The sequence below is a fragment of the Providencia vermicola genome (assembly GCF_020381325.1).
GTDB lineage: Bacteria > Pseudomonadota > Gammaproteobacteria > Enterobacterales > Enterobacteriaceae > Providencia > Providencia vermicola.
Map to the genome: position 1 here is coordinate 109732 of NZ_JAGSPI010000005.1, position 19653 is coordinate 129384.

General features: G+C 42.0%; 24 protein-coding genes and 1 pseudogene. 18 read left to right on the forward strand and 7 right to left on the reverse strand.

What is annotated here, in order from left to right; all coding sequences use genetic code 11:
• The first annotated feature begins 1 nt into the window (after position 1).
• The 15 genes and pseudogenes from KDJ85_RS08770 (at position 2) to KDJ85_RS08835 (ending at position 10057) form a co-directional block, all read left to right on the forward strand.
• The gene (locus KDJ85_RS08770) at positions 2-538 is read left to right on the forward strand and encodes a lysozyme (protein WP_225819319.1); all 537 of its coding nucleotides are present in this window, start codon (positions 2-4) and stop codon (positions 536-538) included.
• Complete coding sequence (locus KDJ85_RS08775) at positions 538-1071, forward strand: lysis system i-spanin subunit Rz (RefSeq protein WP_225819320.1); 534 nt, start codon at positions 538-540, stop codon at positions 1069-1071. Before KDJ85_RS08770 ends, KDJ85_RS08775 begins: the two co-directional genes overlap by 1 nt.
• Positions 1068-1238 carry a preprotein translocase subunit SecG gene (locus tag KDJ85_RS08780; protein WP_225819321.1) on the forward strand — a complete coding sequence of 57 codons (171 nt, stop codon included), beginning with the start codon at positions 1068-1070 and terminating at the stop codon, positions 1236-1238. The genes KDJ85_RS08775 and KDJ85_RS08780 overlap by 4 nt, the downstream gene beginning before the upstream one ends.
• Positions 1238-1690 (forward strand): phage tail protein, encoded by a 453-nt coding sequence (locus KDJ85_RS08785; RefSeq protein WP_225819322.1) that lies wholly within the window; start codon positions 1238-1240, stop codon positions 1688-1690. The genes KDJ85_RS08780 and KDJ85_RS08785 overlap by 1 nt, the downstream gene beginning before the upstream one ends.
• Entirely contained in the window at positions 1683-2321 is a 639-nt protein-coding gene (locus tag KDJ85_RS08790; protein ID WP_225819323.1) for a phage virion morphogenesis protein, read from the forward strand. The genes KDJ85_RS08785 and KDJ85_RS08790 overlap by 8 nt, the downstream gene beginning before the upstream one ends.
• Positions 2318-2947: a phage baseplate assembly protein V gene (locus KDJ85_RS08795; RefSeq protein ID WP_225819324.1), complete on the forward strand. Its 630-nt coding sequence runs from the start codon at positions 2318-2320 to the stop codon at positions 2945-2947. The genes KDJ85_RS08790 and KDJ85_RS08795 overlap by 4 nt, the downstream gene beginning before the upstream one ends.
• Positions 2944-3285, forward strand: coding sequence for a GPW/gp25 family protein (locus tag KDJ85_RS08800; RefSeq protein WP_225819325.1), 342 nt, complete (start codon positions 2944-2946; stop codon positions 3283-3285). The genes KDJ85_RS08795 and KDJ85_RS08800 overlap by 4 nt, the downstream gene beginning before the upstream one ends.
• Positions 3286-3289: 4 nt before the next feature.
• Complete coding sequence (locus tag KDJ85_RS08805) at positions 3290-4201, forward strand: baseplate assembly protein (RefSeq protein WP_225819326.1); 912 nt, start codon at positions 3290-3292, stop codon at positions 4199-4201.
• On the forward strand, positions 4194-4805 hold the full coding sequence (locus KDJ85_RS08810) for a phage tail protein I (protein WP_225819327.1): 612 nt from the start codon (positions 4194-4196) through the stop codon (positions 4803-4805). The genes KDJ85_RS08805 and KDJ85_RS08810 overlap by 8 nt, the downstream gene beginning before the upstream one ends.
• Positions 4802-5683 (forward strand): phage tail protein, encoded by an 882-nt coding sequence (locus tag KDJ85_RS08815; RefSeq protein ID WP_377210599.1) that lies wholly within the window; start codon positions 4802-4804, stop codon positions 5681-5683. Before KDJ85_RS08810 ends, KDJ85_RS08815 begins: the two co-directional genes overlap by 4 nt.
• Positions 5684-5693: 10 nt before the next feature.
• Positions 5694-6119, forward strand: a complete 426-nt coding sequence (locus KDJ85_RS08820) for a tail fiber assembly protein (protein WP_225819328.1) — start codon at positions 5694-5696, stop codon at positions 6117-6119.
• A 443-nt stretch (positions 6120-6562) separates the two neighbouring features.
• Positions 6563-6745 carry a hypothetical protein gene (locus tag KDJ85_RS08825; protein WP_225819329.1) on the forward strand — a complete coding sequence of 61 codons (183 nt, stop codon included), beginning with the start codon at positions 6563-6565 and terminating at the stop codon, positions 6743-6745.
• A gap of 222 nt (positions 6746-6967) precedes the next feature.
• Complete coding sequence (locus tag KDJ85_RS08830) at positions 6968-8008, forward strand: Abi family protein (protein WP_225819330.1); 1041 nt, start codon at positions 6968-6970, stop codon at positions 8006-8008.
• A 66-nt stretch (positions 8009-8074) separates the two neighbouring features.
• A pseudogene (locus KDJ85_RS19245) lies at positions 8075-8131 on the forward strand (tail fiber assembly protein); the annotation flags it as partial.
• 135 nt (positions 8132-8266) lie between these two features.
• Positions 8267-10057 carry a DUF4209 domain-containing protein gene (locus KDJ85_RS08835; protein WP_225819331.1) on the forward strand — a complete coding sequence of 597 codons (1791 nt, stop codon included), beginning with the start codon at positions 8267-8269 and terminating at the stop codon, positions 10055-10057.
• Between the two features lie 36 nt (positions 10058-10093).
• On the opposite strand, the gene KDJ85_RS08840 is transcribed toward KDJ85_RS08835, so the two are convergent.
• Genes KDJ85_RS08840 through KDJ85_RS08865 form a run of 6 tightly spaced genes read right to left on the reverse strand, consistent with a single transcriptional unit; the run spans position 10094 to position 15578 of the window.
• Positions 10094-10504 carry a phage tail protein gene (locus tag KDJ85_RS08840; protein ID WP_225819332.1) on the reverse strand — a complete coding sequence of 137 codons (411 nt, stop codon included), beginning with the start codon at positions 10502-10504 and terminating at the stop codon, positions 10094-10096.
• Between the two features lie 3 nt (positions 10505-10507).
• Complete coding sequence (locus KDJ85_RS08845; protein WP_225819333.1) at positions 10508-13378, reverse strand: phage tail tape measure protein; 2871 nt, start codon at positions 13376-13378, stop codon at positions 10508-10510.
• Complete coding sequence (locus tag KDJ85_RS19250; protein ID WP_338050590.1) at positions 13375-13605, reverse strand: GpE family phage tail protein; 231 nt, start codon at positions 13603-13605, stop codon at positions 13375-13377. Before KDJ85_RS19250 ends, KDJ85_RS08845 begins: the two co-directional genes overlap by 4 nt.
• Positions 13524-13826 carry a phage tail assembly protein gene (locus KDJ85_RS08855; protein WP_164528854.1) on the reverse strand — a complete coding sequence of 101 codons (303 nt, stop codon included), beginning with the start codon at positions 13824-13826 and terminating at the stop codon, positions 13524-13526. The genes KDJ85_RS19250 and KDJ85_RS08855 overlap by 82 nt, the downstream gene beginning before the upstream one ends.
• 60 nt (positions 13827-13886) lie before the next feature.
• A complete protein-coding gene (locus KDJ85_RS08860; protein WP_225819334.1) occupies positions 13887-14399 on the reverse strand; it encodes a phage major tail tube protein in 513 nt (170 codons plus the stop codon).
• Positions 14400-14411: 12 nt separating this feature from the next.
• Positions 14412-15578, reverse strand: coding sequence for a phage tail sheath subtilisin-like domain-containing protein (locus tag KDJ85_RS08865; protein ID WP_225819335.1), 1167 nt, complete (start codon positions 15576-15578; stop codon positions 14412-14414).
• Positions 15579-15736: 158 nt separating this feature from the next.
• Here KDJ85_RS08865 and KDJ85_RS08870 point away from each other — a divergent pair, with 158 nt between their 5' ends.
• Positions 15737-16828, forward strand: a complete 1092-nt coding sequence (locus KDJ85_RS08870; RefSeq protein ID WP_225819336.1) for a phage late control D family protein — start codon at positions 15737-15739, stop codon at positions 16826-16828.
• Here the strand turns inward: KDJ85_RS08870 and KDJ85_RS08875 are convergent.
• A complete protein-coding gene (locus KDJ85_RS08875; protein WP_225819337.1) occupies positions 16800-18104 on the reverse strand; it encodes a hypothetical protein in 1305 nt (434 codons plus the stop codon). The two genes, KDJ85_RS08870 and KDJ85_RS08875, sit on opposite strands and share 29 nt — an antisense overlap.
• Before the next feature lie 77 nt (positions 18105-18181).
• Between KDJ85_RS08875 and KDJ85_RS08880 the strand changes: the two genes are divergently transcribed.
• The gene (locus KDJ85_RS08880; protein ID WP_225819338.1) at positions 18182-18430 is read left to right on the forward strand and encodes an Ogr/Delta-like zinc finger protein; all 249 of its coding nucleotides are present in this window, start codon (positions 18182-18184) and stop codon (positions 18428-18430) included.
• A 111-nt stretch (positions 18431-18541) separates the two neighbouring features.
• Complete coding sequence (locus tag KDJ85_RS08885; protein WP_225819339.1) at positions 18542-19444, forward strand: HNH endonuclease signature motif containing protein; 903 nt, start codon at positions 18542-18544, stop codon at positions 19442-19444.
• Positions 19445-19653: the final 209 nt, after the last annotated feature.

Consider the following 19653-nt stretch of genomic DNA (forward strand, 5'->3'; position numbering starts at 1 on the left):
AATGAACACCAAATCACGATTAAGCCAGACTGTTATTGCATTGATTATTTCTGGCGCCAGTGGCGGTGCGATCCTCTCCGGCTTTTTGAATGAAAAAGAGGGGAACTCGCTCAAGGCATATCGTGATGGGGGCGGTGTGGTCACTATTTGTCGTGGTGTAACACGTATTGACGGTAAGCCAGTAAAAATAGGTACCCAATTATCCCCAGCGGAATGTGACCGGCTAAACCAGATTGAAGCTGACAAAGCGATTGCATGGGTTAAACGTCATGTGCATGTGCCACTGACCGAACCACAAATCGCCGGTATTGCGTCATTTTGCCCTTACAACATCGGGCCATCTAAATGTTTTTCATCCACGTTCTACCGCAAATTAAATGCGGGAGATATCAAGGGCGCTTGTGCGGAGCTTCCTAAATGGACGCGGGATGGTGGTAAAGATTGCCGACAAACTAAAGGCCAGCCAAACGGCTGTTATGGCCAAGTGATCCGCCGTGACCAAGAGGCCGAATTACTGTGCGGAGAATGGGGGCGGTAATGGTGAATTATCGTTCTGTTTTAGGGGGATATTTAGCGGTTGCTTGTATTGCGGCATTAGTTAGCGGTGGTGCGGTGTTTGGCGTTGCGCGTTTGGATTTCAAAGCCAAGTTAAGTGTGAGCGAACTGGGGCATCAAATGGCGCTTAGTGCGATAAGCGCTCAAGCCTTTATTGATGCCACGGAAAAACTCGCCCAGTTAAAAAAGGCACAAGATACCTTACATCAACTTAATGTGACCTATAACCAGAGGTTGTTAGATGAACAAAATGAATCTCAACGTTTGCGTGATGATTTACTCACTGAGCGTCGTCGGGTGCAGTTCGCCAGCGCCGACCTTGCAACCTGTGAGCTCACCATCAATCACACTGCCCGCTCCAGCAGCGTGGGCGATGCAGCCACCGTCGGACTCACTCGAAAAGGTGGACTTATTGTTCACGATATCCGAACCGGAATTCAGCGAGACCGAGCCAAAATAAATTATTTACAGGGCTATATCCGTGATGTGGTAAACCAGTGCAAGGGGACGAGATGAAAGCGTTAATTGATATTTTGATATTTGGTGTTTTTGTCTTGCTGTTAAACCTGATTTTGTTGAGCGGCGTGGTATTACTGCAAGAACCCAAATGCGCGACAGCACCACTGCAAGAACGCGTAGAAATGCGTTGCCAAAAAGCACTCTATGACACGCGGGGGAGATAATGTTAAAGCCGAATCTATTACGCCAAACTATTGTTGAGCAGATACCCCAGTTTAAACAAAACCCTGATTTATTAGAGGTCTATATCACTGATGGCGGTATACAGGCCACCGGTACACAATCCGCATCATACTTGAATGAGTACCAAATTCAGGTATTGGCCATGGATTATGCCGGTGAATTAAGCGCATTGTCATTGGCCATCCTGACTTTTGCCCGAAAACATCAGCCAGATTTGTTATTTAACCCTGATAAACGGGCGAATGGTATTCGTTACAAGGCTGACATTCTTGACACAGAAAAAATCGACGTACTGTACACCATCAAGGCCACCGAGCGCGTGATTGTTAAAAAAGTGAATGGACAAATTGTGCAAGAGCATATTTCCGAGCCTGAAGTCGCCTTACCTGCATGGGATATCGTGATTGATGAGGGAGTTATATTCCATGAGTGATAACACCCTGTTTATGCAACTTGAAAATGAGCTCAATGGCTTGTTATCGACAACCTCACCGGCTTACCGGCGAAAACTGACGGGCAAATTAGCACGGGCAATCCGTGCCGACCAACAAAAGCGTATTCGTAGCCAACAAAACGCGGACGGCTCAGCCTATGAACCCCGTAAACGTAAAGTGTTACGCGCACAGCAGCAAATTAGATTTATTCACCGTGGTGATGTTCGCACCTTGCGAAATTGGCAAGGGTCAAAAGGGCGTCGAGGTAAAACTATCACGGGTTTTGATGAAGATAGAGGCGCGGTGAGAACCTTTTATCGCCAAGATATCGAGCGCTTTTTAGATATTAATTTTTCCTCGGTCAAACGCAGTACCAAACGTAATGTACCAATGTTTCGGCGGCTTAGAGCGGCGCGTTTTCTTCATGCACGTAGTACGCAAGATAGCGCGATAGTGGGATTTCAAGGCAAAGCCGCGGCGATTGCCAGAGAACATCAATACGGGCTTGAGGGGGCTGTAAATGAACTGGCGCGGGCACGCTATCCCAAACGTGAATTATTGGGGCTGTCGGAGCATGAGCGCTTGGGGTTATTGGAAATGATTTATCTCGATTTGGTGGGGCAGCTATGAGTTTACAAGAACTATATCGCTTACTCAGTAACCTTTTTCGTCAAGGCGTGGTCACCGAGGTGGATTTAGACAATGACTGTTGCCGCGTTCAAGTGGGGGAATTAGTGACTGACTGGATTAGATGGTTAGTGCATCGCGCTGGCGAGTCTCGCAGTTATTGGGCGCCGACGGTGGGTGAACAAGTGTTGATTGGGGCGATAGGCGGTGAGCTAACAACCGGTTTTGTTTTGGGTTCACTGTATAGCAATGCGAACCCTGCGCCGACACATTCAGCCAATGCATTACACCACACTTTTCCCGATGGTGCGGTGATTGAATATGAGCCAGAAAACGGAACATTAAAGGCCGTCGGTATTAAAAAAGCGGTGATTGAGGCTAGTGATGAAATTAGTGCAACGACCAAAAAAGTGATTTGCACCGCCTCCGTCGAAATCAAGCTCGATACACCGAACGTGATTTGTACCAATAACCTCACCACCGCCACATTGAATGTGAAAAAGGGCGGTGAAATGACGGGTGATTTTAACCATCACAGCGGGTCGATAACCTCCAATGGCGTGGTTATACACACTCACCAACATGGCGGTGTGCGTTCGGGTGGGGACACCTCAGGGAAACCAATATGAAATATTGTGGCATGAATGCGAAAACTGGTCGAGGCCTGACAGACAGTGAACATATTCGCCAAAGTATCGCTGATATTTTGCGAACGCCGATTGGTTCGCGGGTGATGCGTCGGCAATACGGCTCACTATTGTATGACTTAATTGATCAGCCACAAAACCCTGCGCTGCGCCTGAAAATTATGAGTGCGTGTTATATGGCGTTAATGCAATGGGAGCCCCGCGTTAGGTTACAAACCATTGATTATATTCGTTCTGATGTTGGCGAAATGGGCGTGAGTTTATCGGGTGTCATTATGCAAACGGGTGAACCCATTTCGATTTCTATTCCTGTGAGGTAGCAGCATGGCAGCCAGTATTGATTTAAGTTTGTTACCCGCACCCGATGTTGTCGAGTTATTAGATTTTGAGGTGCTCTTTGCCGAGCGCAAAACTGCGTTAATCGCTGCTATGCCAGAAGAACAGCGGGAAGCTATCGCCCGTACATTAGAATTAGAATCTGAGCCACTCACTAAACTACTGCAAGAAAACTGTTACCGTGAACTGATTTTACGTCAGCGTATCAATGAAGCAGCTCGCGCAAGCATGGTGGCCTTTGCCACCGGTGCCGACCTTGACCAACTCGCGGCCAATAACAACGTGAAACGCTTGATACTTTCGGAGGGTGATGAAAGCGCCATCCCACCGATTGCACCGGTGTATGAGTCGGATTCCAATTTACGCACGCGTATACCGGCCGCTTTCGAAGCGTTAAGCGTAGCTGGCCCGATTGGCAGTTATAAATATCATGCACGGTCTGCCGATGGCCGAGTCTCGGATGCGTCAGTCATTAGCCCGTTACCGGCTCATGTCACAGTTACTGTTTTATCCCGCGAGGGGAACGGCAGTGCGCCAGCGGATTTAATCGAAAAAGTGAATATTGCATTAAACGATGAGGATGTTAGGCCAGTAGCTGATCGTGTGACAGTGCAATCGGCAACCATCGTTAACTATGAAATCGACGCGGTGATCTACTGCTACCCATCGCCAGAATATGAACCCATTATGGCTGCGGCAATGGAACAAGTGAAACGCTATGCGACACAGCAACACCGCTTAGGCCGTGACATTGTGCTTAGTGCGATTTATGCCGCGCTGCATGTTCAAGGCGTGCAACGTGTGGAGCTGAAAAAGCCGGTTGCAAATATCAAATTGGATAAAACACAGGCCAGCTTCTGCACACAAATCAATGTGGCATTAGGGGGCTCAGATGAATAATCGTTTATTGCCCGTGGGTTCATCCCCGTTAGAGCTCGCGGCAGCTGAATCACTGGCACAAATTGAGCGTGTGCCTATTCCTATTCGCGTTCTATGGAACCCTGATAAGTGCCCTGTGCATTTGCTGCCGTATTTGGCGTGGGCGTTTAGTGTTGACCGGTGGGATAAAAACTGGACGGAAAAAGCCAAGCGGGATGCCGTGAAAGCCGCGATGTTTATTCATAAGCATAAGGGTACGATAGGCGCCTTGCGCCGCGTAGTTGAGCCGTTGGGTTATTTAATTCGCGTGATTGAGTGGTGGAAAACCAACGAAACCGCCGGCACGTTTCGCCTTGATATCGGGGTGCTTGAAACTGGTATTACTGAGGAAATGTATCAAGAGTTAGAAGCATTGATTTTTGATGCCAAGCCGGCGAGCCGTCATTTAGTCGGGCTCACTATTCAACTAGAAACCAAAGGCCAAATCTATTGTTCCGTGGCTAGCTATAGCGGTGATGAATTAACCGTTTACCCATACACGCCAGATGTGATCAGCTCAGGCGGCATGATTTCCACAGGGGCAGCGATACATGTTATTGATGAAATGAGGGTGACTCTCCAATGAAATATTTTGCATTGCTTACCACTTACGGTGAAAAAGTGCTCGCAGAGGCGACTGCCCTCGGCACGAAAATTGAATTAACACACATGGCAGTTGGTGACGGTGGCGGGAGCTTGCCAACGCCAGATACCAATCAAACTAAGTTGATCAAAGAACAGCGCCGAGCTGCCATTAATACGTTATTTATTGATGAACAAAATAAAAACCAAATCATTGCTGAGCAGGTCATTCCTGAAAACGAAGGCGGTTGGTGGGTGCGTGAAATCGGTTTATTCGATAAAGCGGGTAACTTGATTGCAATTGCTAACAGTCCAGAAACCTATAAGCCAAAACTGGTTGAAGGTTCAGGGCGCACGCTTACGGTTCGTATTGTTTTAATTGTTAGTCATACCGAGTCGGTGATATTAAAAATTGACCCTGCGGTTGTATTGGTCACTCGTAACTACATGAATACAGTTTTAAAAAATGCCATGGCTGGGTACGTGCCAATATCTCGGATGATTAACAACAAGCCACTAAATAAAAACATTCAGCTATTAGCTAGCGATATCGGCACCTATAACAAAACGGAGATAAACGAAAAAATTCAAGAAACGTATAACAAAAACACGGCAAAAAAGTACCAAAATGGTTGGTGGATATGTGGTGACACAGGATTGATTATTCAATGGGCTCACTATACACATCACACAGGAACGCATTATTTTCAGCTCCCCATGAAATTTCCGAATGCAGGGTTATTTTGCCTCGGTTATGTGGCAAGTGCACTTGATTATGATAATGATGAACAATCGCAGTCAGCACAATTAATTGACAACTCGACTGTCAAAGTTACCATCGATAATGGACTAAAAACCGCGGTATTGGCAATAGGTTACTAAGGATATCAACATGTATTATTACAGCGCTATCGAAAATATATTCTGCTTAAAACAGCTTAAACAACGCTATGTGGATGCGGGGCATTTTCCTAAAGATGCCATCGAAGTAAGCGAAGCGATTTGGTTAGAATTTGCAGGGTCTTCCCCTCCGAAAGGCAAGGAACGTATCGCGGGAGAAAATGGTTTACCTGCTTGGCAAACTATCTCACCGCCTAGCCATGCTCAGTTAGTGGGTGAGGCTGAAAAGAAAAAATATAAATTATTGAACACGGCAACGGCGGCAATTGCCCCATTGCAAGATGCTGTTGACTTGAAAATTGCAACCCAAGTTGAAATTGCGCAATTAAAAGATTGGAAAGAATATCGAGTAAAGCTTCACCGCCTTGATACATCACAGGCACCTAATATTGTGTGGCCGAATATTTCAACAGATTGATTTTAAGAATAATTTTAATGGCTTTATTTATTTCTCCGTGATTGGAAGAAAGTTTGTCTGAATATTTTATCAGGCAATTGAAGCGTGATCTGTAACTCGTTATAGTCAGTTTGCAACGAAAAAATTCGTTGTCGTGGATTAGCGTCCCGAAAAATGAAAGAGGGAAAACCGCATAGGTATTACAATATGCGGGCAGCTACACCTGTATTGTAACAATGGTGGGCTGGACAAGGGCATTGAAAGATGCGCCGGATCCCTCTGTTTACCGGTAACGCTAACTTTGTTCAGTTCACCACCCTTGAAATTAGTGTTTTTTGGTGGTGAGCCCAACGTTAAATAACAGAGGGTAGTCATCATGGAAAAGACGGCTAAAATACCTTTCTACAGCACCTTTTTGTATCCCCAGTTACCGCTATACACTTTATTCCTCTAGGTGGTGAACCATGTATAATCAACCGCCTTGTGAATTAGACGAAATTATCGACCAGTGTCGCGCTTTAATTTATGCCATCGTGACAGTTGAATCCCAAGAAGCGAAAGAAACACTTAGCTTTATTTTATGGGAACATATGGATGAATTACATAAAGCGTATTTAAAAGAGATGAACACACCGAACATTGCATAATAAGGTTCAATTCTTAGGTCGCTAACTGTTTAAAAACGTGATAGAAGTGTCTCTGAAAGGCATTGAAGTTGATGAAGAGTTAGGAAAATGTAGTGACTATAAAAGCGAAACCCCGAGAGGGACCTAAGTCTGTCTCGGGGATCTAAGTAGATTGTTGGGGGCGCTTAGTGTAATCACCAGAGGGGCCAAACCAACTGCTCTGTTAAAGGATTCTAAACGCTCATGGCAGAAAGTCAAGTACCTTACACGTATGATGGTCTGGAAGATAACCTTATTCAAGGTTTATCGGCAGCTCGTTTTGCACCTTACTTAAAAAGTGCAGGGTTTAATCAACACTATGCATTTAGCCTGTACTTATATAATGCACGTCTCTCGAAAGCTTTTCTTTATCCACTTCATATTCTCGAAGTCACACTTCGCAACAGGATGAATGATATTTTCAGTGTGAATTTTGATGACAAATGGTTCCAAGATAAACATTTTAGGTCGGGTCTATCAGAGCAAAGTAGGGACGCACTTGATCGAGGAATAGATAGGGCGAAAAGGCCTACTAAAGAGGATATTGTCTCGACGCTGACATTTGATTTTTGGTCAAACTTATTTCGGGCAGAATATGACCGGTCTATTTGGCAAACGAACATGAAAACGCTATTGCCTAACATTAATCTTACGCGAAAAGAATTTGAAAAAGCAGTCAAAGAAATCAATGAATTTAGAAATCGAATAGCGCACTATGAGCCAATTCATAAAATAAACCTAAGTGAAATGCACGTTGCTATTCTTAAAATGTTGTCATGGCTTTCAAAAGATATTAGCGAATGGGTAAAACATCACTCTACCGTCAATGAATGTTTGCGTATGCGGCCATCACTAAGAAACGATGGATATCTTTTAGTCAGCGAACGGTGTGATAGTGATTTCCAAATCCTGTCTTTAAATGACAGTATCAGTAAAATTAAAGACGCACATTTTTCGTTATGCATTGACCTTCAAAATAAAATACAAACCGTACTTAATCATGAATATCTAGCAAAATATTTGATGCTGCACCTCGAAGATGAAGAGATCATGTTAGACCTTAAATCTCATGAAATTAACCATCTTATCACGAAGCTCAACCTTAACCGGAATATGAGTCTATGCGATGCTAATGAACATTATAAAACCATTGGTAAATATCTTAAGGGAAAATCCCAGTTTCTCGTTGTTTTAGACAATGAAAATCCACTAGGCGTAATAGAAAAATCCCATCGTAGGTATTAAAAACCCTTTATATGCGGTCTTGGGAGGCATAGTTAATGAGGCGACATTTCAATATGCTGTTGACCTCTTGGTATTGCGACAGATGAAGAACAGGAGTCGTTAAAGGCTTGGAAAGAGTATTGAGTGCAGGTGAATAGGGTGGATGTTGGGGGAGGTGAGAGGGGTAATTGGCCTAAAATATAGGAGTATTTAACTTAAGGTGTTTAGTGAGATCGGGTAAGCTGCTTTAAACTATTTAAAATAAAAGGAATAAAATTGATGGATACAAAAAACTTCGAACTAACATTAGATGACTTTCTGTTAATAGATCAACAAAAAATATTAGATACTTGCTCTAATCCAATTTGTTCGGAGCTACTTCATTCATTTTTAGATATAGCAAATGCAGGTTCTGATATAGCAATGATTCTTGCAAAGTTATGTGCTGTAAGGTTTTCACCGAATGAAAGTAAGAGTCCTTTTCAGGGGTATCGCATCATAGATGATAAATATGGCTTTTTACCTAGAGGTTTTCCTGATGAAATATTCGTTACTTTAAAAAACGTTTATCCTAAAGTAATTATTCCAGACCTGAAAGCAAGAATAGCAGATGTTATATGGACAGCTAAGCCTAATAAATTAAATACAGTAGATGATGCATATTCTGCTATTGACTCATATGTAGAGTCAGCTAAGGAATTGATAAAATTAGGAGCTAATGAATATGATATCGTAAATAGGATTAAACGTGCATTACAGTTAAGTAAATTATTTAAACGAGACAGTCAACGGCCTGATTTTTTTAATAAAGTATCTTGTCTTATTAAAGATGAACTAGATAAGGCTATAGGTGGTTACTATAGTAGAGACCTATTAGAGCTATCTCTTAACGCCAAAATCACTACTGATAATGATGTTGTTAATATTTCAAAGAATTATGCTGAAGAATATTTGAATGAAGAAAAATTTAGTATTGCAATTGATTTTTTTAGTTTGGCTATAAAGGCTGCAAGCTATTTAAATGATAAAAATGAAGAAAGTAAACTCTGGAGAAAAATGTCAGATGCATATGTGAAATATAGTGAAAAACAAGATTCGGGTATGTTGTCATCTTCATATATTTTAAAAGCTATTGAGTGTTTGGATAAAGTTCCGAACGTAAGGGATGAGCGAGATAAATTATATTCTCTAATGAGAGATTATCAGAAGGAAATAAAGTATCAAATGTGTGAGTTTGTTTCAGACCCAATTGATTTAACTGAAATTATAAATGAATCAAAACAAGTAATTAATGGAAAAGATTTATTTGATACGTTATTTAGGTTTTCTTGCATGCTAGCGCAACCAACTCGTTTTGCTAAAATTCAAGAAGAAGCTAAAAAAGATTTAGGTAATGGAGGGTTAATTTATGATTTTGGCGCCCAATACTATGACCATGATGGGATGCTAGTTGCAAAAGTCCCTAGTGCTTTAGATATTGTAGAATTAGATGGCTCACCACAGCTTTGGTCAGTAATGATGAAGCATTTAAAAATGAATCATGAGTTAATTATTCAAGCAAAAATATTACCTGCATTAGAAAATATATTATTAAAATATAATATAAACATTACATCCATAAAAAATATTTTTATAAATAATCCGTTTATACCAGTAGGGCATGAACTGTTCTACTTAAAAGGAGTAATTGCAGGGTTCGATGGTGATTACCTTACAGCTAATCATCTTTTAGTTCCTCAAATTGAAAACTCTCTTAGATATTTGATGAAATTAAATGAAAAAGAACCAAGTTCGTTACATCCTAGTGGCAGTCAAGAGCGAAATGGGCTAAAATATGTACTTGAAGACCCTTTTATAATTGACTTGCTTGGTGAGGATATAGTATTTAATTTGAAAGCTATACTAATTGACGAAGTATACGGGGGTATCAGACATAAACTATCACATGGTTATATTCCTGCAAATTTCTTTTATTCATATCATGCAGTTTATTCATGGTGGTTAACTCTCTACATTTTAATGATACCTTTTAGTCAAAAATGGAAAGATAAGTACGAAAAAATCAAATGATAAAATAGCGCCTATTTATGAGGCGCTATGAGTTTATTAACTAATAAAGTTACATAATCTCTCCCTAACATCCTCACTAACCCGACTTAATGACAGGGTAAAATCTATTTTCTTCGCCTTACCATCGGTAAAAAATTCCGTTCTATCGGTCACTAAATTAGTTATCACATACATTCCATAAATGGTACCTGTGCCCTCAATCAGCGGTAATGGTCGGGCAACATAGGCCGAGGTTTTCAACAGTTCCAGCGACACATCACCGCCGGTCACTTCGGGGTAAAGTGTGCCAGCCAGCGTGATTTTATCTTCACCTGCTCCCACGTACTGCCATTTTGCACTGCGGCCAACGCGGTCATTTTTCACATGGCGAAAGTCGAGCGAATGATTAAATGTTTGATAAGGGGCGGTGCGTAGTTCAAACACAAACATGCCATAAATCATCATCATAATTTAGTCCTGATCTTTTAAGCTGGAACGGCGGCGGCTATCACGTTCACGTAACAAGGTGGTTAATTGCTGTTTTACAATGTCAGCGATTTCTTTTTTATTACTCATATCAACCCCGTAAAAATTCAACTCAAACGTATTGTATTCCGGCTGCATGATTTGTCGTTCTGGTCGTGCAGGAGAAACCGCCACTGGTACCGCATTTAATTTGGGCTGAATAGGGGCTAACGTATTAATCAATGCATTATTGAACTGGGGTAACAATGACGCTTTTCTCGCGGCAATGCGGGGCTCTTGATACAGCCCATCAACGGTCGTTACGGCTGGAAAGTTTTTAAACACAATGTCGCCGAGTTTATTTCTATCGACACTTTCGGCTGCATCGCTTAATGCAAATTTACTGCCTTTTTGCTTGCTCTTTTTCTCTGCGCCGTCATACACCAAAGTGCCGTATTTTTCTGCATTTTCTAGTGGGTTAATGTCATTGGCTTTTTTCTGTAACTCGCTGCTTTTTTCCAGTTGTTTACCGGCAACGGTGACACTGCTAGTGATTTTACTGGTTGCCTCGGCTTGCTGTTTTTGTGCCTGTTCATTGGCCTTGGTCGTTTTCCCTGCATAAGCGGAAACGGAGTTCAGCAATTTGAACGGGTCTTTTTCGTTCGGGTCAACCCCCATGGCACGCGCCGCATCGGCGGCAGCTTCGGCCGCGGAGGGGATAACGCCGAGTTTTTCTAATATCCAGCCGAGCCCTTTGGCGACTTGCTGAATTGGCCAGAATAGGGCGCTGATGGCTTTATCAACCACCTCGCCAAATACCTGACCGGCCTCGGTACAGGATTTTAATTCTTCTGTAGACAATTGAACCGGTGACAGTAATTCTTTAAACCAATTCCACACCTTGCTAACGGCATTTGAAATGCCGTCGAATATTGGGGCGAAAGGTGCAAACGTGGCACTGAAAGCCACACCAATTGGCGCAAGGGCAGACATGAAACCATCCCAAAACCCGCTAAAAAAGGCTTTAATCGGTTCCCAATATTGATAAATTAATACCCCAGCAGCTACGATGGCAGCAACAAATAAGCCTACAGGGCTCAATAACAACGAAAACCCGCCGCCAATAAGGTTAATGGCATTACTGCCTGCGACCATTAAGCCACCAAATCCTTGACTGCCAGTAAGCATAAATAGGCTGAGGCGCATAGCCGCAAATGGCACAATCACCGCCGCCGCGGCAAGCGCTAATGCGCCAAGCGCAGTGACTAAGGTGGCAATAGCAATCCCACCGACGGCAAGGGCTTGCGTCATTTTGGGGTGTTCTTTCATCCACTGGCCAACTTTACCTATAAAGTCAGTCAATGTTTGGGTGACACGGCGTAAAGGGGAATCGACATTTTCTTGAATTTCAATGCCGAGATCTTCCCATGCTGATTGCAACTGTTTTAGGTCGCCTTTTAAGTTGTCAATTTTAACTGTTGCGTTTTTATCGGCTTCACCCTCGGCACCCATGTTGGCGGTTTTCAGTGCGTCATAGCGGCCATTCATGACAGCATCAATGACAGCTCCCATACCGACCATGGCTTCCTCGCCAAAAATGTCTTTTTTCATGCGAATTTGGCTGGCTTGGTCAAACTTACGCATACTCTTGCCAACGTCTTTTAATATTTCGTCGGCATCGCGGAGTTTACCGCTGGCGTCTTTAACACTGACGCCAAGCTTATCAAGGGCGGCTTGGCCTTTACCCACAGGGGCAACCATGCGCGATAACCCCGCACGGAGTGATGTACCGGCCATACTGCCCCGAATACCATTATCGGCCATGGTTCCCGCCATTGCGGCCATACTTTCAAGGCTCACGCCAAGTTGTGCGGCAATAGGGCCTGCATACGTCATGGTTTCACCGAGTTGGCGTAAATCGGTATTGCTGCGGGTAAATGTGGCTGTGAGTACGTCAGAAACACGGTTCATGTCTTCCGCTTTTAATTGAAACTGGGTTAGAACGTTTGAACCAATGTCGGATGCCTCACCGAGATCCATGTCACCAGCTAACCCCATATTTAATACGCCACCCAATGCCGATTTAATGGCATCGGGTGTAAAACCTGCCATGGCCAGAAACTTTTGGCCAGCCGCCACATCAGTTGAGGTATAAGCCGTACTGGCGCCCAGTTCCCGTGCTTGCTGACGTAACATGGCCAGTTGTGGCGAGTTTTTATCTAATCGGGTGAGGGCTTGAACCGTTGACATGCCCTCATCAAAGTCTCGACCAGGAGTAGTAATTCGCGCACCAGCATATAGTGCGCCCACACCGCCTGCGGTGGCAATTGCACCACCAGTGGCTAATTTATTTCTGACTTCTTTTGCTTTTGTATACTGAGTTTGGGCACGTGTTGTCGCGGCTAATCGACGGCGTTGTTCGTCCAATTGGCGGTTATAGATTTCAGTGCGTCGTGTCACTTGTGCCGTCGCATCACCACTTTGTCGTGCGGATATGCCGTGGCGGTATAATGTGGCCGTTACGGTATTGAGTTTTTGTTTTTCTTTGTCAAGTGTGCGGCCGTAACGGTCACGCTCTAACCGTGCAGCGGCTAAGGCTTTCTTTTGTTCTTCGGTTTGCTGGGTCAGCGGCGGGTATTGGTCACGTAACGCCTTAACTTTATTTTTGGCCGTTTCGTAGGCTTGTGAGTTTTTATTAACAGAATTAGAAAGCCGCTCGAATGTTTTCGATTGACTTTGTAAATTACGGATAGAAGCGTGTGTAGCTTTGATTTGAGTTGCTAACCCTGCCGCGCTGCGCTGTGCAGCACTGACAGGGGATGACAACTTATTCGCAGCACTTAACGACACTTTGATATTTAAATTGCGGTCACTCATGATTCATTTCCTGTTCTGGCGGCTGCGCGTTTATGCCATAACAGGATTTCGCCAACCGTCATGGCGTCATATTCAGACGGCGCCCAGTGAAAAACGATGGCGATATCAGCGATTAACTCATCCGTTTCAATGTTCGGGCACTCAATTACTCGTCCGCGTCGTCTGTCGTCTCTTGCGGGGAGTTCGGTACTAAAAAATTGGCAACACCAGTGGCGAGTGCATTTAATGCAGGGATAGGCAGTTGTATAACATCACGTTCAGTCATACGCGGTGACGTTACACGCGGCAGTAACTTAATCAGTGAATCCACATCGGAAGTCATCACGTCATACAGTTTTAAGCCGCGTAAGGCACCGACTTGTTTCATGGTGTCGGTGATGGTGATTTCGGTGACTTCTTGCCCTGATTCTAATTTGATGGGTGCGTCGAATTGAATAACTTCAGCCATGGTGACTATTCCTATTAAAATAAATGTGAAATGGGTGGGTGATGAAACCCACCATATTAATTAGTGGCCAATGTTGGCGCGGTGTTTTTCCAGCATGTCTTTGCCGTTGACTTTCCACACCATATTTAACAAATCCACTTCAAAAGTTTCTTTGTTATTGATGGTGATTTTGCAGTACGTATTTTTGATGGTGTATTTGTGTTGCGTGTTATCACCAGCTTTCGAACTGCCAGGATCCCATTCGGTAAAACGCCCGCGAGTTTGAATTTCACACGGGATGGATTCACCAGTTGAATCATCGTAGTAAGAACCCGCAAGGCGGAATTGCTTACCGTCAATGGTTGCGCCCCAGCTTTCTAATAATTCTGACATTAGGCCACCCATAGAGGCGTCCATATCTAATGCGCCAGAATCAAAACCCATCATGACCGCAACGGAGCCCACCATACCAGCACCTTGATAATCCTCTGTTTTTAATGACAGCTTTGGCGGGGTGACTTCTTCTACTTGTCCAAGGTAGGTTTGGCCATCAATGAATAGGTCAAACAAAAAGAGTTTTTTAGGCATACCCATAATTTAAATTCCTTAGCCCAGTTGGTCGAAAACAGTGAAAAATTCATCAGTGAATTCCTGCGTTAAAGACAGGTTTTCCAGTGGCGGTACAGGGGTGTACTTATAGCGAATGTGCGCCTTACCATCGCGTAAATTTTCTTTCGGGTTATCCGATGGGTCATACCAGCATTGGAACCCTAATAAACGGCCTTGCGTGACGAGTTGTGCGCCTTTACGGTTGATCCCATCGACAATATCTTTCACCAATGAGGGGGTGAGTGTTTTGTCAATATAGCTAAAATGTGCCTCGGCAATCATTTCAGCCAAAATTTGTGCGGTACGGGTAAACACTTCAAAAGTATAAATTTCTTTATCGCCTGAGCGATTACCCCAAATACGGTATCCATCGCGCTTAATCAGCGTGGTGATTTGGTGGCTGTTTAAATCGTTAGCGTCGGTATCTTTGCCTTGTAACGACCAGTAAATATCGGCGCTAATACCCAAAACACCATTAACTGGCACGTTAGAAATCGACTTATGCCAACCTTGTTCCGCATCAATCTTGGCACGCAATCCAATGGCGTAAGCGGTGGCGGGGATAACTTCGTTTTGGCCACTTTCTTTGTTGTACGCGATAAATTCAGGGTAGATGATCATCACTTCGCGCTGATTGAAATCCTCGCGGTATTTCTTGGCTTCAGCGATAGTTTTACAGCCGTTCGCACTGATATAGGCAAAGGCTTTGATTTGTTTGGCAAAAACGGCAAGCTGCATGGCGACGGGTTTAGTATCCAATTTCGGTACCGCCAAAATACGCGGGCGTACACCGAGCTTGGCCTCAGCAGTCAATAGGGCATAAAGTCCAGTATAGCGTCCATCGTCACCGGTGCCGCCAATCACCATTTGGTCTTGTGATTGGCGGCTCTCAAATTTTTCTTCCGCCACACGCACAACCACCACTTTGGGACTGCATTGGTCGTCGATAGCTTTGAGTGTTGTGTAAAGCGTACCGGTCTTACCGGCTTTGCTCAGTACCGTTTTAATGCGCGTGACTAATACGGGGGTATCGAGTGGGAACGCCTCGGGGTCGGCATCTTCTGCGGTGCAGACAATCCCAATCACTGAGGTGTCGATATCTCGAATAAGGGTGCTGAGGTCGGTTGTTTCATGGACTTCAACACCATGATGATATACGGCCATCGTTATTATCTCCTGATGTCTATTTATCTTTATTCTCAGGGATGTTTGATAACAAATCATGTACTTAGGGTTCTCATAGGCATGAGAGAACCACGGATGATTGCTCACCTACGCGCGCGACGACAATCTAGGCATATTGAATTGGATAGGTGGGAAATATGTCTTTTATGGATTGGGCAGAGGGGAATTTAGTCAAAGTTCCTGCATTTGATTTAACTGTCGGTGGCGTGCAGCTCTTGAGCGTCAATGACAGGCTTATTTCACTAACATTAACGGATAATCGGGGTTTTGAAGCCGATACTTTAGAGCTCACGATTGATGATACAGACAGCAAAATTGCATTACCAGCGCGGGGGGCTGAGATTTCTGTCTCCTTAGGCTGGCAGGGGGAAGCCTTGGTACACAAAGGGATGTATACCGTTGATGAAATTAGCCACTCAGGCCCTCCCGACCAAATCACGGTAACCGCCCGTAGTGCGGATTTTCGGCAAGACTTTAACGTCAAACGGGAATACAGCTGGCACGATATCAAAGTACTGGATGTAGTGAGCGCGATAGCGGGGCGTTATAACCTCAAACCCGCCGTCAGTAAGCAATTGATGCACATTGAAATTGACCACGCCGACCAGACCAATGAGAGCGATATTAGCTTTTTAACTCGAATGGCTGAAATGCTTGGCGCGATAGCCACCATTAAAAATGGCAGTTTATTATTTATTGTGCCTAATCAGGGAGTCACCCAAAGCGGCAAACCATTGCCCGTCATTACCATCATGCGGGAAAGTGGCGATAGGCATTATTTCCGATTGGCTGACCGGCAAGCGTACACTGGTGTACAAGCCTATTGGCTTGATTTGAACTACGGCCAACAAAAGAAAACCAATCTCAAACGCAAGCAAAAAACCAAAAAGGAGAAGTCGAGCAAAAAAGAGGGCGATTACATCGAGGGCGCCGAGGGGAACGTTTTTGTGATGCGACAAACCTTTAAAAACGAGCAATCGGCTAAACGAGCCGCCGCGGCCAAGTGGTCAAAACTACAAAGGGGCGTGGCAGAATTTAATATTACGTTGGCAGAGGGGCGCGCCGACCTTTACCCTGAAACGCCTGTCACAGTAACTGGATTTAAACCGACCATTGACAGTCACCAGTGGGTGATTAGCCGAGTTCTTCATCAAATCGATAGTCACGGCTTTATCACAAGTTTGGAGCTAGAAATAAGGATCAAAGATGTTGGTATTGATGAAGGGTAGGTTCCTCAGAGGTTGGTGTTATTTTTATAAACTTATCCTTTTCAACTAGGTTCACATCGTCATTGTTGACAAATATACATTTAGAGTGAATTTTTTTAGATTCAAAGAAATTTAATTCGATTTTATTAATTAATAAATCTATGTTTTCATATTCACAGAAAATCGATTTTTCGTATAATTGAAATGCATTGAAAGCAATCATTTGTATCTTATCCTGTTTAATAGGGATAGGTGTTTTAGGGCTAGACCACTTACTCGCTGAAATTTCTATTTTAGTTGTGTTAATAAATTGCATTGTATTAAAAGAACGGTAAGCGATAACATCAACAATATTTGTGATCAAGAAAAATAATAAAAAATATGTAGCGAATGCAATTGATTTAATTGACTTGGTTTTCATTTTTTTCAATGAAATTATATTTGGCAATATGTATATAAAAAAAAGTAAAAGTGAAAATGGAATTAGAGCGTCTTTAAATTTCAGGTCATTATCTAAGTTTTTAATTATGGATTTTGAAGTAATAAAAGATAGAAGCAAAATGGAAATTGATATCATTAAAAGAAAGGCTATTTTATCTATTCTTTTTGCTTGTTTTATTTTTAAGTCAGGATTCGTTTCTTTAGTGAATATTGATTGTATCTTGTTAAGATTAAAGGTGATTTCAACTATTACAATGGAGGTGAAAATAAATGCTGGAACAGGTATGAATCCATGAATTGAATTATAGTAAAAATAATATAAAAAAGAAAGTGTAAGTGTGATAAAAATTGAAATTATTGATTTTAATTTCAACTTTTCAATTGTTTTCTCTCTGAGTTTAATGAATTTTAGTGGGAGCGCTGAAGGTATGCTTAGTATTATGAAGTTGAATGAAAGTAACAGAACGATTCCTAGGAGCTGAATGTAGAAAGCTGCATTATTTATTAAACTTAATAGTGATATAAATAATATTGGGTTTAGGAAAATCACTATCCCATATGATAATTTAGATAACCTAAATGGATTGATGGTTTTTTTGCTATTTAGCGAGGTTTGAATTAATTTAAAAAACAAAAAAGGAACTATATAGAGTAAAAAAATCAAAAACAACCATCCTGTTGATATTACCAGTAAATATGGATATAGATAAATTTCACTTATGAGAAATGAAAAGAATCGCTGTGCATCTAATTGGCTTAGGTATCTGAATAATAAAAAAGGAGAAATAAATAAATATAGAGAAGTTAATGATATGACTATGGGTATTATAGTCCATATAGATTGTTTTTGTTTCATGATAAGTCCCTTTAATTGATTTTTGCCATAAATAGATTAACCTAACTTAAGGCATACTCCAAACCCAAGGTTAAAAAATGGCGTTCAATTGTCCCCTGTGTGGCGCTGTGACCTATACCAAAATCAGTAAATCCATGAGTAGTGAAACCCGTAGAAGCTATCACCAATGTCAAAATATGTTGTGTGGCTGTTCTTTTACGACAATAACCTCAGTGGAGATTTATCTTACAAAAACTATCCCTCAAGAGTTACCAGAAGGCTTTGAGATCCCGATGGAAAAGTTACCTAGATCACATCGGGGGGAGAAACAGATGGAGATGTTTTGAAACATTTTTTAAATACTTAGAATTGCTCACTATTCTGGTAATAGTTTTAGGCTAAAATAAGTATTAGCTGTGACAGTTATTAAATAATTTATTCTTAAGGATACGCTAGCTTTGAGTGCTAAAAAAAGTAAGTTTAAATTTAAATCACAATCTCCTTATGATTGTGAGGTATGTGGAAAACATTTTAGTTCTACAATGGGATTATATTCTCATCAAAGGACACAAAAGCATGGTAAACATGCAAATGTTGAATATAGTAAGATTAAACCAAAGAAACGACTCAAATCATCAATTGACCTTGAAATCAGAAAACATAAGCAAGAAGTGTATACTTCAATGTCTCAAGAGCAAACTAAACGAAAAAGTAATGAAGAATTGAGAGAGGCTTTGAGAGAGCAGCTAGCCGTTGATGAACGTCCTTACTACAATATTGAAGCTTATCAATTAGCAATAAGAACTATGACAACTGGTGAAGCATATAAATTAGCAAAGAATGAACTTAAATCTAATGCTCTTATTGACTCGTATAAACATAACCTAGACGTTGCAGTAGTCGAAAATGATGAGGCTATAGCTCTTTCAAAGGGTACGGGAGTTATCGCAAATAATCCTTCATCGCCAATCATTATTCATAATAAACGTGGGAAAAAGGTAGAGATTAGCACTATAGGCCGTGATACTTCGGAGCAAGCTGCTTTTCGAAGAGCTATTAGTATTAACTATAATCATAGGTGCTGTATTACTGGTGATTCTATAGCGATTGAAGCCGCTCATATTCAAACTCATAGTGATTATTATGACAATTCTATTGATAATGGAATTATGTTATCTGTTGGTTTACATCGACTTTTCGATAAAGGCATTATGGTTATAGATCCTGATTCAATGGCTATACATTTTACAGATGATTGTTTTTATAAACGGTACTTAGAAGGCGCTGTTATAACGCAAGGGAAAATTAAAATAAACAAAGAGAAATTATTAGCAAAAAATAGATTAATATTTAATGATTAATCTTTTATTGAAAGTGATTTTTTCGAATTAAATATCCTTTATGAGGTTATTGTTTCTTTACTGTAATAGTAAAAAACTACTCCCACCCATTGAAAAATAAGCAAAAATAAAGCCTCTTATCAAAAGAGGCTTTATAAGTGTGGTCAATATGTGGACATTAACCATTGACTAAATCCATTTAAATCAATTGTTTAACTCACTTTTAGAAC

Excerpts from the sequence above, each read along its gene's own strand:
- KDJ85_RS08865 (WP_225819335.1), bottom strand. The coding sequence starts at position 15,578 with ATGGCCGTATATCATCATGGTGTTGAAGTCCATGAAACAACCGACCTC.
- KDJ85_RS08815 (WP_377210599.1), top strand. The coding sequence starts at position 4,802 with ATGAAATATTTTGCATTGCTTACCACTTACGGTGAAAAAGTGCTCGCA.
- KDJ85_RS08845 (WP_225819333.1), bottom strand. The coding sequence starts at position 13,378 with ATGAGTGACCGCAATTTAAATATCAAAGTGTCGTTAAGTGCTGCGAAT.
- KDJ85_RS08795 (WP_225819324.1), top strand. The coding sequence starts at position 2,318 with ATGAGTTTACAAGAACTATATCGCTTACTCAGTAACCTTTTTCGTCAA.
- KDJ85_RS08790 (WP_225819323.1), top strand. The coding sequence starts at position 1,683 with ATGAGTGATAACACCCTGTTTATGCAACTTGAAAATGAGCTCAATGGC.
- KDJ85_RS08880 (WP_225819338.1), top strand. The coding sequence starts at position 18,182 with ATGGCGTTCAATTGTCCCCTGTGTGGCGCTGTGACCTATACCAAAATC.
- KDJ85_RS08770 (WP_225819319.1), top strand. The coding sequence starts at position 2 with ATGAACACCAAATCACGATTAAGCCAGACTGTTATTGCATTGATTATT.
- KDJ85_RS08830 (WP_225819330.1), top strand. The coding sequence starts at position 6,968 with ATGGCAGAAAGTCAAGTACCTTACACGTATGATGGTCTGGAAGATAAC.
- KDJ85_RS08775 (WP_225819320.1), top strand. The coding sequence starts at position 538 with ATGGTGAATTATCGTTCTGTTTTAGGGGGATATTTAGCGGTTGCTTGT.
- KDJ85_RS08855 (WP_164528854.1), bottom strand. The coding sequence starts at position 13,826 with ATGGCTGAAGTTATTCAATTCGACGCACCCATCAAATTAGAATCAGGG.
- KDJ85_RS08800 (WP_225819325.1), top strand. The coding sequence starts at position 2,944 with ATGAAATATTGTGGCATGAATGCGAAAACTGGTCGAGGCCTGACAGAC.
- KDJ85_RS08870 (WP_225819336.1), top strand. The coding sequence starts at position 15,737 with ATGTCTTTTATGGATTGGGCAGAGGGGAATTTAGTCAAAGTTCCTGCA.
- KDJ85_RS08820 (WP_225819328.1), top strand. The coding sequence starts at position 5,694 with ATGTATTATTACAGCGCTATCGAAAATATATTCTGCTTAAAACAGCTT.
- KDJ85_RS08805 (WP_225819326.1), top strand. The coding sequence starts at position 3,290 with ATGGCAGCCAGTATTGATTTAAGTTTGTTACCCGCACCCGATGTTGTC.
- KDJ85_RS08840 (WP_225819332.1), bottom strand. The coding sequence starts at position 10,504 with ATGATGATGATTTATGGCATGTTTGTGTTTGAACTACGCACCGCCCCT.
- KDJ85_RS08780 (WP_225819321.1), top strand. The coding sequence starts at position 1,068 with ATGAAAGCGTTAATTGATATTTTGATATTTGGTGTTTTTGTCTTGCTG.
- KDJ85_RS08835 (WP_225819331.1), top strand. The coding sequence starts at position 8,267 with ATGGATACAAAAAACTTCGAACTAACATTAGATGACTTTCTGTTAATA.
- KDJ85_RS08825 (WP_225819329.1), top strand. The coding sequence starts at position 6,563 with ATGTATAATCAACCGCCTTGTGAATTAGACGAAATTATCGACCAGTGT.
- KDJ85_RS08860 (WP_225819334.1), bottom strand. The coding sequence starts at position 14,399 with ATGGGTATGCCTAAAAAACTCTTTTTGTTTGACCTATTCATTGATGGC.
- KDJ85_RS08875 (WP_225819337.1), bottom strand. The coding sequence starts at position 18,104 with ATGAAACAAAAACAATCTATATGGACTATAATACCCATAGTCATATCA.
- KDJ85_RS08810 (WP_225819327.1), top strand. The coding sequence starts at position 4,194 with ATGAATAATCGTTTATTGCCCGTGGGTTCATCCCCGTTAGAGCTCGCG.
- KDJ85_RS08785 (WP_225819322.1), top strand. The coding sequence starts at position 1,238 with ATGTTAAAGCCGAATCTATTACGCCAAACTATTGTTGAGCAGATACCC.